The organism is Saccharopolyspora indica (assembly GCF_027853965.1).
GTDB classification, from domain to species: domain Bacteria; phylum Actinomycetota; class Actinomycetes; order Mycobacteriales; family Pseudonocardiaceae; genus Saccharopolyspora; species Saccharopolyspora indica.
Genome location: NZ_JAQGLB010000043.1, coordinates 1 through 10,195, shown reverse-complemented (window position 1 = coordinate 10,195; position 10,195 = coordinate 1). Strand labels below are relative to the sequence as shown.

The following is a 10,195-nucleotide window of genomic DNA, read 5'->3' as shown; positions in this document are numbered from 1 at the left end:
GAAACCCCGAAGGGGCGGCCGAAGGCCGGGCTTGACATCCGGACCGCAGCCCCCACAATCCACCAAACCACGGGGATGGCCCAAGGACGACCAAACCCCCAAAGCCCCCGCCCACCCCCCGGCGCGATTCAGCGAACAGCCCACCCAAGGTCGTACCCGCGATCCACCAGAGCGCAGGTGCGTGAGCCCCACTGCACGCGGAAGTTCCGTAGTGCCGCGCAACGTCCTCCCGTAGCGTGCGACAGCATGCACCAGGTTTCACGTGTAGCGGTCCGTCCGATTCGCGCCGATGAGTGGCGCGAGGCGAAGGAGCTGCGCCTCTTTGCGCTGAAGGATCCGGCAGCCCCGATCGCGTTCCTCCAGACGTACGAGCAGGCGTCCGCAGAGCCGGACTCGTTCTGGCAAGAGCGGGCCGAGGCGGCGGCCGACGGAACAAGGGTGCGCCAGTTCGTGGCCGAGGGCCGGGACGGGGCTTGGAGCGGCACGGCGACGGTGCTGGTCGAGGACGTGGGCAGCGACGACATCTTCGGAGCGACCGTGCAGCAGCGCCAAGCGCACATCGTCGCTGTCTTCGTCCGGCCCGAGCACCGCGGAAGCGGTGTGATCGACGCGCTCTTCGAGATGGCTGTCGGGTGGGCGTGGTCCGTCGCGGAAGCGTCGCGGGTGCGCCTGTACGTTCATGAGGACAATGCGCGGGCCGAGAGGTTCTACCGGAGGTACGGGTTCGTGCGTTCCGGAGAGACCATCCCGATGAAGGGCGACCCCTCCAAGGTGCAGCGCGAGATGGTTCTCGACAAGCCCCTGGGCGTGCCCGGTGCATCGTGCGCGGGGCCAGAACTGGGGTGAAGCCCGCTTAACCCCGCCGAAACCGCACATCGCCCGGATGCAACACGCCCTGGCAACCATGGCTCCATGACGCCCAGACCGCACCGGAAGCCGCGCGGCAGCTGGACCCGAGAACTCGTCGAGCTGGCCGCCCTGTTCCTCGCAGCGGGCGCGGTGAGCCTCGCCGCGACCGGCGCCCGCGCCCTGACCACCGGCCCGTCCGCGCTGCTGTCGATCGGTGCCGTCCTGCTGCTCGCCGCAGCGGTCCGCTGGTTCATGAAACGCCCACCGCAGACCCTGCCGCCCGCACCGGAACCGATCCTCGAGGAACCCCATGTGCAGCAAGCACTTTGGCGGTTGCGGGCATCGGTCACCGACGCGCCGGGCAGGCTCGCCCGGTTGGCCGGCGGGCTGGCCGCGCTCGGCGGCGATATCCGCACCATGCAGGTCCACCCGGTGGAGGACGGCGCGGTCGACGAGGTCCTGCTGCACGTCCCGGACCGCACAACTCGCTGGGAACTCATCGAAGCCGTCGAAGCGGCGGGCGGGCGAGACGTCGTCGTCGCAAGAGCGGACGTGCGCGAACTCGACGACGTCCCGACGAGAACCGCGAACCTGGCCACCGATCTGGTCAACGGCCGCACCGACCTCGTCCGCGCGCTGTCCGCACTGCTGGGCCGGGTGGAAATCCGCTGGCAGGAGGAAGGACCGTGCGCCGGAGAGGCGATGCGCTTGGCCGCGCCGGGCGGTGGTGAGCTGGTGCTGGAGCGTTCCGGAGGTTCGTTCACGCCTGCCGAGTTCGCGCGGGCGAGCGCGATGGTCGAGCTGGCCGCCGCCTGCCGAACGCGGATGCGCCCGACTCAGGAAGCGATGCGCACGTCCAGCGGCGTGGAGCTGACGATCCGGTCGGCCGACCGCGCGGATGTGGACCTGGTGGCCGAGTTCCACGAGCGCTGCTCCAGCGCCGCCCGCTACCGGCGCTACTTCAGCCCGGGTCCGGCGCCCGGCGCGCGCGGCCTGCAGCGGCTGCTCACCCCGGTGCTCGGCCGGGCGCTGCTGGCGGTGGCCCCGGACGGCGACGTGGTCGGGATGGGGAACCTGATGTACGACGGCGACACCGGGGAGCTGGCCCTGCTGGTCCGCGACGACTGGCAGCGGCGCGGGGTGGGCGCGGTGCTGGCGGGCAAGCTCGTCGAGCAGGCCCGGCAGCTGGAGCTGCGCACGCTCACCGCGCACACCCACGTCGACAACACCGCGATCGCGCGGACCCTGCGCCGGGCGGGGCTGAAGCTGGTCGGCGCGCCGGAGCCGGGGGAGTGGCGGTGGTCGCGCGAGTTGCAGCGCTCTCAACGTTTTGTTGATTATCATCCGCCATCTTGACGGGCCCGGTCCGACTGCGGAAACTCTGCTAGCACCCCGGCGAAATCGATTTTCCGCAGCACGAAAGACGTGAGCCCATGAGCGAAACCGACCGCAGGACACCCGGGAGCCGGGCGAAGCGGATCCTGTCCTCGTTGTTCGTCCAGGTCCTCATCGCGGCGGCCATCGGCATCGCCGTCGGCCACTTCTGGCCGGACTTCGGTTCGGCGCTCAAGCCGATCGGCGACGGGTTCATCCGCCTGATCAAGATGGCGATCGCGCCGCTGATCTTCTGCGTGGTGGTCGTCGGCATCTGCAAGGCGGGCGACATGCGCTCGGTCGGCCGGATCGGCTTGAAGGCGCTGATCTACTTCGAGGTCGTCACCACCGCTGCGCTGGCGCTCGGCCTGGTCGCGGGCAACGTGCTGCAGCCGGGCGCCGGGCTCGACATCGACCCGGCCACGCTCGACGCCACCGCGGTCACCGAGAAGACCCACGGCGAGCAGATGCCCGGCCCGGCCGAGTTCGTGCTGCACATGATCCCGGAGAGCGCGGTCGCCGCGTTCGCCGAGAACGAGCTGCTGCAGGTGCTGCTGTTCGCGGTCCTGTTCGCCGCCGGCCTGCTGCACGTCGGGATCACCCGCGCCCCGCAGGTCTTCGCGTTCATCGACCAGACCGGCGAGATCATCTTCAAGATCATCGGCTACGTCATGCGCCTCGCGCCGATCGCGGTGTTCGGCTCCATGGCCTACCTCATCGGCGAGTACGGGCTGTCCTCGCTGAACACCTACGCCAAGCTGATCGCCGCCTGCTACGGCGCCGCGCTGCTGTTCTGCCTGCTGCTCGGCGTCCTGCTCCGCGCCTTCACCGGGCTCAGCCTGCTGCGCTTCCTGCGCTACACCCGCGAGGAGTTCGCGCTCGCGGTCGGCACCGCCTCCAGCGAGGCCGTCATGCCGCGGATCATGGAGAAGCTGGAACGCGCCGGGTGCCGCAAGGAGGCCGTCGGGCTGGTGGTGCCCACCGGGTACTCGTTCAACCTCGACGGCGCCTCGATCTACCTCTCGCTGGCCACGCTGTTCATGGCCCAGGCCGTCGGCGTCGACCTGACCGTCGGTCAGCAGATCACCGTGATCCTGGTGCTCGTGCTGACCTCGAAGGGCATGGCGGGCGTTCCGGGTTCGGCGTTCATCGCCCTGTCGGCCACCGCGTCCGCGGTCGGCGTCATCCCGGTGGCCGCGGTGGCCCTGATGCTCGGCGCGGACCGCTTCATGGACACGATGCGCGTGGTCACCAACCTGCTCGGCAACTGCGTGGCCACCTTCATCGTGTCCAAGTGGGACGGTGCCTTCGACCGCGAGCGGGCCCGCGCGGTCCTGGCCGCGGAGGTGCCCACGACCCCCGCGCCGGACTCGGCCAAGCTGTGAGCGAGCGGTCGGTGCCGCGGCGAACGGCACGGCACCGACCGCCGGATCACTTGTCCGCGAGCTTCTCGGCGATCATCGGCGCGATGGTGTCCAGCGAGTGCGGGATGCTCAGGACGGTGTTGTGCGCCAGCTCGATCCCGGCTTCCATGTGCGGCAGGACGATCACGTCGCCGCGCTTGGTCACCTCCAGCCGCTGGAACAGCGGGTCGTTGACCAGGCCCTGGCTGTTGCCCTTCTGGTCGATGACGATCAGCACGTCGGACTCCAGCAGCGAGGTCTTCTCCGGGCTGAGGTCGATGTAGAACCGCTTGCCGTCGTCGAGCTGCTGCACCCCGGCGGGCAGCTCGATGCCGAGCCCGTCCATGAACTGGCCGCGCGCGTCGTTGCGGGTGTAGGGCCAGTACCCGCCCTTCGGGTTGATCAGCACCACCGCTCCGGTCGCCTCGGCGAACTCGGGGTGCTGCGCGGCGACCTGGTCGATGCGGGCCTGGGTGTCGGTGACCAGCTTCTCGGCCTGCTCCGGCTTGCCGACGGCCTTGCCGATGATCCGGGTGGCGTCCTGCCACGGCGTGCCGTAGTCGGGGAAGCCCTCGGGGCGCACGATGGTCGGTGCGACCGCGGAGAGCCGCTGGTACAGCGAGTCGTCGACGGCGGCGTTGACCGCCACGATCAGGTCCGGCTGCAGGGAGGCGAGCTTCTCCAGGTCGACATCGCCCTGCGTGGCGAACAGGTAGGGCTTCGCGCCGCGCAGCCGGTCCTTCGCCCACGAGCCGGGGCCGTCCGTCGGGCCCCACGGGCGCATGGCCACCGGGATCACGTCGAGCGCGAGCAGCGGGTCGACGTCGGTGTAGCCGAGCGCGACGACGCGCTCCGGGCGCTTGGGGATCTCCGTCGCGCCCTTCGAGTGCTGGATCGTCACGGGGAAGGCGCCGTCGGCGGACTGCTGCGTCTCGTCGGTGCTCGCGCTGCCGCAGGCCGCGACCGTCAGCAGCGCGGTGAGCGCGCAGAGGAGGGCAGCGACGCGGCGCCGCTTGGGGAACGGGGACATCGGGGTGCCTCGCAATCTCGTTCAGATTAGCCAAGGCTAACCTGAACGAGACTCGGTTCTGTTCAGTGGATCGAGATGACGCCGATGCCGAGACCGGTGCCGATCACCACCGCGCACACCAGCAGCGCCCACTTGATCGCGAACCGGTGGTGGTCGCCGAGGTCCACCTTGGCCAGGCCGATCAGCACGTACATCGCGGGAACCAGCGGGCTGAGCATGTGGATCGGCTGGCCCAGCAGCGAGGCGCGGGCGATCTCGATCGGCGCGATCCCGTGCTGCGCGCCCGCCTCGGCCAGGATCGGCATGATGCCGAAGTAGAACGCGTCGTTGCTCATGAAGAAGGTGAACGGGACGCTGAGCACCGCGACGATCACGCTGAAGAACGGGTACAGGCCGTCCGGCATGGCGCTGAGCAGGTAGTGCGCCATCTGCTCGATCATCCCGGTGCCCGACAGCACGCCGGTGAACACCGCGGCGGCGAACACCATAGACACCACCGAGACCACGCTGTCGGCGTGCGCGGCGATGCGGGCCCGCTGCATGTCCAGGTGCGGGTAGTTGACCAGCAGCGCGATCCCGGTGCCGATCATGAACAGCACGGCGATCGGCAGCACGCCGACGATCAGCGCCACCAGCAGCGCGGCGGTCAGCGCCGCGTTGAACCAGATCAGCTTCGGCCGCAGCGACTCGCGGTCGGGGGCCAGCACGTCGAAGTCGGCGGAGTCGCCCGCGCTGCCGCTCGGGCCGGAACCGGTGGTGCCGCCGCCTCCGCCGGCGAGCACCAGCTCGCCGCTGCGCACCCGGGCGCGCTCCCGCAGCCCGAGCATCCAGGCGAGCACGAAGATGGTGGCCAGCCCGGCGACCAGCGGCGGGATCATCGGCACGAACAGCTCCTGCGGGTCCAGCCCCAGCGCGCTGGCGGCGCGGGCGGACGGGCCGCCCCACGGCACCACGTTCAGGATCGCGTTGGTCAGGCAGGCCAGCCCGGTCATCAGCACCGGGCTGATGCCCAGCTTCCGGTACAGCGGCAGCAGCGCGGACACGGTGATCATGAACGTGGTGGTGCCGTCGCCGTCCAGCGACACCACGGCGACCAGGGCCACCGTGCCGACGATCAGCCGCAGCGGGTCGTTGCGGGTGAGCCGGACCACCGCGCGGGTGATCGGGTCGAACAGCCCGGCGTCGATCATGATCCCGAAGTACAGGATCGCGAACAGCAGCATCGCCGCCGTCGGCGCCACCGAGCCGATGCCGTCGACGATCATGTCGCCGAGCTCCGGCGCGAAGCCGCCGATCAGCGCGAACGCCGCCGGCACCACGATCAGCGACACCATCGGCGACACCCGCTTGGTCATCACCAAGAAGAGGAAGACCGTCACCATGCACAACCCGAGGAGCGCGATCAACGCCTTCCTCCTTCCCGCCGGACCGGAGTGGTCCGCGTAACAGCGGTGTTTCGTTTGGCGAGACCGTAGGTGAACGGTCCGGGCCCCGGGAGTCTTGTGCGCGTTGTCCGCCTAGCCCGCGTTCTCCGCGTTCTGCTCGTTCTGCTCGCGGGTTAGGGTCGACGCATGTCACGCCGACCGATGAGGTTCGCGCGGCAGGCGTTGCTGCTGCAGATCGGTTTGATCGCGCTCGTCGTCGGGATCGGGTTCGTCCTCGTCGCGTCCTTGCTGGACCGGGCCCTGGTGGACCAGTTCGGCCAGCGAGCGCTCGCGGTGGCGCACGCGGCCGCCGCGGACACCGACCTCGCCGACGCGGTGGCCCGCGAGGACCGCAGCGGGGCGGTGCAGGAGCGCGCGGAGCTGATCCGGGCCAGCACCGACGCGCTGTTCATCGTCATCGCCGACCGGCGCGGCATCAGGCTGGCGCACCCGGATCCGGGCAAGATCGGCGAGCCGGTGAGCACCGATCCGAGCGAGGTGCTGGCCGGCAACGAGGTGGTCGACGTGCAGCGCGGCACGCTCGGGTTCTCCGCGCGCGGCAAGGTGCCGCTGCGCGACCGCACCGGTGCCGTGGTCGGGCAGGTCAGCGTCGGGTTCGACACCGAGGACATCGACCACGCCCTGCTGCGGCTGCTCGGCACCACGGCCGTGTTCACCGGCGGTGCGCTCGTGGTCGGCGTGATCGGCGCCGCGCTGCTCACGCGCGGCCTCAAGCGCCGGACCCTGGGCCTGGAGCCGCACGAACTGGCCGATCTGGTGCGCGAGCGCGAGGCGGTGCTCTACGGCATCGGGGAGGGCGTGCTGGCCGTCGACGCCGACGGGCGGGTGTCGTTCGCCAACCAGGAGGCCGAGCAGCTGCTGGGCACCGGCGTGGCGCCCGGGACGCCGGTGCGCGACCTCGACGTCCCGTCCCGGCTGCGCGGCGCGCTGGAGAGCGGGCAACCGGTGCAGAACCTGATCACCGTCGCCGGGGACCGGGTGCTGGTCGCCAACCACCGCCGGGTCAGCCGCGACGGCGCGGACCTGGGCAGCGTGCTCACCCTGCGCGATCGCACCGACCTGGAGGTGCTCAGCCGCGAGCTGGAGTCGGTGCGCGGCATGACCGACGTGCTGCGGGCGCAGCGCCACGAGTTCAGCAACCGGCTGCACACCCTGTCCGGGCTGCTGCAGACCGGGCACCAGGAGGACGCCGTCGCCTACCTGCAGGCGCTCACCAGCGGTCCGGTGACCGGGCTGGGCCCGGCGGCCGATGCGGTGCGGGATCCGGTGCTGCTGGCGTTCCTGGCCGCGAAGAAGGCCGTCGCCGCGGAGAAGTCGGTGGACCTGGAGCTGGGGGAGACCAGCTGGGTGCCGGGCCGGGTGCGCGCGCCGGTGGAGGTGACCACGGTGGTCGGCAACCTGGTGGACAATGCCGTGACCGCGGCGCAGCTCGGCGAGCGGCGACCGGCCCGCGTCGAGGTCGACCTGCTCGCCGACGGTGCGACGCTGCACGTGTCCGTTGTGGACAGCGGGAGCGGCGTTGCGCCGGAGCTGCGGGAAGATCTGTTCGTGGAAGGCGTTTCCACGAAGGACGGGGACCACGGGCTGGGGCTGGCGCTGTGCAGGCAGGCCGCCCGGAGCTTCGGCGGCGACGTGCGGCTGGCCGACCCGGGCGACCCGGCCGAGCGCGGTGCGGTGTTCCACGCGTGGCTGCCCGGTGCGGTGGCGGAGACGGAGGAGGACGCATGATCCGCGTGCTGGTGGTGGAGGACGACTTCCGGGTGGCCCGGGTGCACGCCGAGTTCACCGAGCGCGTCGCCGGGTTCCAGGTGGTGGGCACCGCGCACTCGGCGGCCGAGGCCCGCGACCTGATCGTCTCCAGCAACCCCGACCTGGTGCTGCTGGACAACTACCTGCCCGACTGCGCGGGCATCGCCCTGCTCGCCGACCTCGACGTCGACGTGATCATGTTGACGGCGGCCGCCGACGCCGCATCGGTGCGCGCGGCGCTGTCCGCTGGAGCGCTGAACTACCTGGTCAAACCGTTCACCGCGGAGCAGCTCGCGGACCGGCTCAGCGCCTACGCGCGCTACCACGCTCGGCTGTCGCCGACCAGCGGCCAGGTCGGCCAGGACGAGATCGACCGCGCGATCCGCCTGCTGCACGAAGGCGACAGCCCGGGGGCGCCGAAGGGCCAGTCGGCGGTGACCTCCCGCCTGGTGCAGGACGCGCTGCGCGCGGCGGACGGCCCGCGCTCGGCGGCGGAGATCGCCGCCGAGCTCGGCATCGCCCGGGCCACCGCCCAGCGCTACCTCGCGGGCCTGGCCCAGGACGGCAAGGCCCGCATGACGCTCCGCTACGGCGCCAGCGGCCGCCCGGAGCACCAGTACGAGTCCGCGGGCACCTGAGGTGGCGGTCAATTTCGTACGAAATTGACAACTGCTCCCGTCAGGCGACGTGGGCCGCTGGGGGCAGGGCGGTGCGGGTGCCTTCGGGCCACTGGGCCGGTTCCGGGCCCAGCTCGACCAGCTGGCGGACCTGAAGCTCGCACCACGGCGACACCTCGGTCCGACCGGACAGCACCTCGGCGCTGAACTCCTTCCAGTTCACCCAGCGGGTCTCGGCGACCTCGTCGGGGTTGGGCTCCGGGCTGCGCTCGGTGAAGGCGAAGAACACCGGGCACATCTCGTTCTCGACCACCCCGTTGGGCATCACGGCGCGGTAGCGGAAGCCGGGCAGCGCCAGCTCCAGGCCGTGCACCGACAGGCCCAGCTCCTCGCCGAGCCGCCGGGTGATCGCGGCCTTCATCTCCTCCTCGGGCGCCGGGTGGCCGCAGCAGGTGTTCGTCCACACGCTCGGGAAGGTCTTCTTGTGGTGCGCCCGCTGGGTCAGCAGGAACTCCCCGCGATCGTTGAAGACGTAGCAGGAGAAGGCCAGGTGCAGCGGGGTTTCCCGGTGGTGCACGGTCGTCTTGTCCTCGACCCCGATCGCCTGACCGGACTCGTCGAGCAGTACCACCTGTTCCACTGGTGAGACCTCCATGGGTTGCTGTCCGCTGCGGCCACCCGGGCGGGTCGCCGGTCGGTGCCGCTAGGGCACCAACACCACTTTGCCGTAGGTCTGCCGATTCTCCAGCGCGACATGCGCGGCGGCCGCCTCGGCCAGCGGGAACGGCGGGCTGACCAGCGGGTTCAGGCTCCCGTCGGCCAGTGCGGCCAGCGCCTCGTCCTCCAGCTGCCGCATCCCGCCGGGCACGTCCTTCAGCAGGTTCGGGCCGAGCGCGACCGAGGCGGCCACCGAGCGGTCGATCAGGTCGTCGGAGGTGAACCGGTGCTCGCCGAACTCCCGCCCGTACATGACGATCCGGCCGCCCGCGCCGATCAGGTCGAACGCCGCCCGCCCGTAGGCCCCGCCCGCGCCGTCGAGCACCAGGCTCACCGGGCGGCCGAGCTCGTCGCGCACCCGGTCCGCCCAGCCCTCCTCGGTGTAGTCCACGGCCAGGTCAGCGCCCAGTTCGCGGACCTTGCCGACCTTGAGCGGGCCGCCCGCCGCGCCCACCGCGGTCGCGCCGATGTTGCGGGCGTGCTGGACCGCCAGCGCCCCGATCCCACCGGCCGCCGAGGTGACCAGCACGACGTCGTCGCTGCTCGGGCGCGCGATGCGCAGGATGGACATGGTGGTGCGCCCGGTGCCGATCATCGCCACCGCCGCCGCGGGATCGGTGCCTTCCGGCAGCACCTGCACCGACTCGACCTCGCGCACCGCGAGTTCCGCGTAGCCGCCGCTGGCCTGGCCCAGGTGGGCCACGACGTGCCGCCCGAGCCAGTCGGAGGCCACGTCCTCGCCGATCTCGTCGACGACCCCGGCCACCTCGCGGCCCGGTGTCATCGGCAGCTCGGGCGGTCCGAACGGGCCGATGCCGCTCTGCCGGATGTAGGTGTCGACCACGTGCACGCCCGCTGCGGCGACCGCGATGCGGACCTGCCCGGGGCCCGGGTGCGGATCGGGCACCTCCTCGAGGCGGAGGACCTCCGCCGGGCCGAACTCGTACTGCCGGATCGCGCGCATGCCGTGCTCCTGTGCTCGTGGAAGTGGGCGTGAGCGGGGGGTTGGCG

Annotated in this window: 9 protein-coding genes; 5 read left to right on the top strand and 4 right to left on the bottom strand. The window is 71.3% G+C overall.

Translation table 11 applies throughout. From position 1 onward, the window contains the following. Positions 1–246: 246 nt before the first annotated feature. The 3 genes from OU416_RS40120 (at position 247) to dctA (ending at position 3,608) form a co-directional block, all read left to right on the top strand. Positions 247–846: a GNAT family N-acetyltransferase gene (locus tag OU416_RS40120; protein ID WP_270932342.1), complete on the top strand. Its 600-nt coding sequence runs from the start codon at positions 247–249 to the stop codon at positions 844–846. Between the two features lie 66 nt (positions 847–912). Next, the gene (locus OU416_RS40115) at positions 913–2,205 is read left to right on the top strand and encodes a GNAT family N-acetyltransferase (RefSeq protein WP_270932341.1); all 1,293 of its coding nucleotides are present in this window, start codon (positions 913–915) and stop codon (positions 2,203–2,205) included. Positions 2,206–2,282: 77 nt separating this feature from the next. After that, a complete protein-coding gene (dctA, locus tag OU416_RS40110; RefSeq protein ID WP_270932340.1) occupies positions 2,283–3,608 on the top strand; it encodes a C4-dicarboxylate transporter DctA in 1,326 nt (441 codons plus the stop codon). A 46-nt stretch (positions 3,609–3,654) separates the two neighbouring features. Here the strand turns inward: dctA and OU416_RS40105 are convergent, their stop codons facing one another. Next, positions 3,655–4,656 carry an iron-siderophore ABC transporter substrate-binding protein gene (locus OU416_RS40105; RefSeq protein WP_270932339.1) on the bottom strand — a complete coding sequence of 334 codons (1,002 nt, stop codon included), beginning with the start codon at positions 4,654–4,656 and terminating at the stop codon, positions 3,655–3,657. A gap of 62 nt (positions 4,657–4,718) precedes the next feature. Then, complete coding sequence (locus tag OU416_RS40100) at positions 4,719–6,062, bottom strand: CitMHS family transporter (protein ID WP_270932338.1); 1,344 nt, start codon at positions 6,060–6,062, stop codon at positions 4,719–4,721. Between the two features lie 165 nt (positions 6,063–6,227). Here OU416_RS40100 and OU416_RS40095 point away from each other — a divergent pair, with 165 nt between their 5' ends. Continuing rightward, on the top strand, positions 6,228–7,829 hold the full coding sequence (locus OU416_RS40095) for a sensor histidine kinase (protein WP_270932337.1): 1,602 nt from the start codon (positions 6,228–6,230) through the stop codon (positions 7,827–7,829). After that, on the top strand, positions 7,826–8,488 hold the full coding sequence (locus OU416_RS40090; protein ID WP_270932336.1) for a response regulator: 663 nt from the start codon (positions 7,826–7,828) through the stop codon (positions 8,486–8,488). The genes OU416_RS40095 and OU416_RS40090 overlap by 4 nt, the downstream gene beginning before the upstream one ends. Positions 8,489–8,528: 40 nt before the next feature. Here OU416_RS40090 and idi read toward each other — a convergent pair whose 3' ends face one another. Together idi and OU416_RS40080 are read right to left on the bottom strand one after the other, a co-directional pair. Further along, the gene (idi, locus tag OU416_RS40085; RefSeq protein ID WP_270932335.1) at positions 8,529–9,107 is read right to left on the bottom strand and encodes an isopentenyl-diphosphate Delta-isomerase; all 579 of its coding nucleotides are present in this window, start codon (positions 9,105–9,107) and stop codon (positions 8,529–8,531) included. Between the two features lie 63 nt (positions 9,108–9,170). After that, the gene (locus OU416_RS40080; protein WP_270932334.1) at positions 9,171–10,148 is read right to left on the bottom strand and encodes a zinc-binding dehydrogenase; all 978 of its coding nucleotides are present in this window, start codon (positions 10,146–10,148) and stop codon (positions 9,171–9,173) included. Positions 10,149–10,195 lie beyond the last annotated feature (47 nt).

Excerpts from the sequence above, each read along its gene's own strand:
- OU416_RS40115 (WP_270932341.1), top strand. The coding sequence starts at position 913 with ATGACGCCCAGACCGCACCGGAAGCCGCGCGGCAGCTGGACCCGAGAA.
- OU416_RS40095 (WP_270932337.1), top strand. The coding sequence starts at position 6,228 with ATGTCACGCCGACCGATGAGGTTCGCGCGGCAGGCGTTGCTGCTGCAG.
- OU416_RS40105 (WP_270932339.1), bottom strand. The coding sequence starts at position 4,656 with ATGTCCCCGTTCCCCAAGCGGCGCCGCGTCGCTGCCCTCCTCTGCGCG.
- dctA (WP_270932340.1), top strand. The coding sequence starts at position 2,283 with ATGAGCGAAACCGACCGCAGGACACCCGGGAGCCGGGCGAAGCGGATC.
- OU416_RS40120 (WP_270932342.1), top strand. The coding sequence starts at position 247 with ATGCACCAGGTTTCACGTGTAGCGGTCCGTCCGATTCGCGCCGATGAG.
- OU416_RS40080 (WP_270932334.1), bottom strand. The coding sequence starts at position 10,148 with ATGCGCGCGATCCGGCAGTACGAGTTCGGCCCGGCGGAGGTCCTCCGC.
- OU416_RS40090 (WP_270932336.1), top strand. The coding sequence starts at position 7,826 with ATGATCCGCGTGCTGGTGGTGGAGGACGACTTCCGGGTGGCCCGGGTG.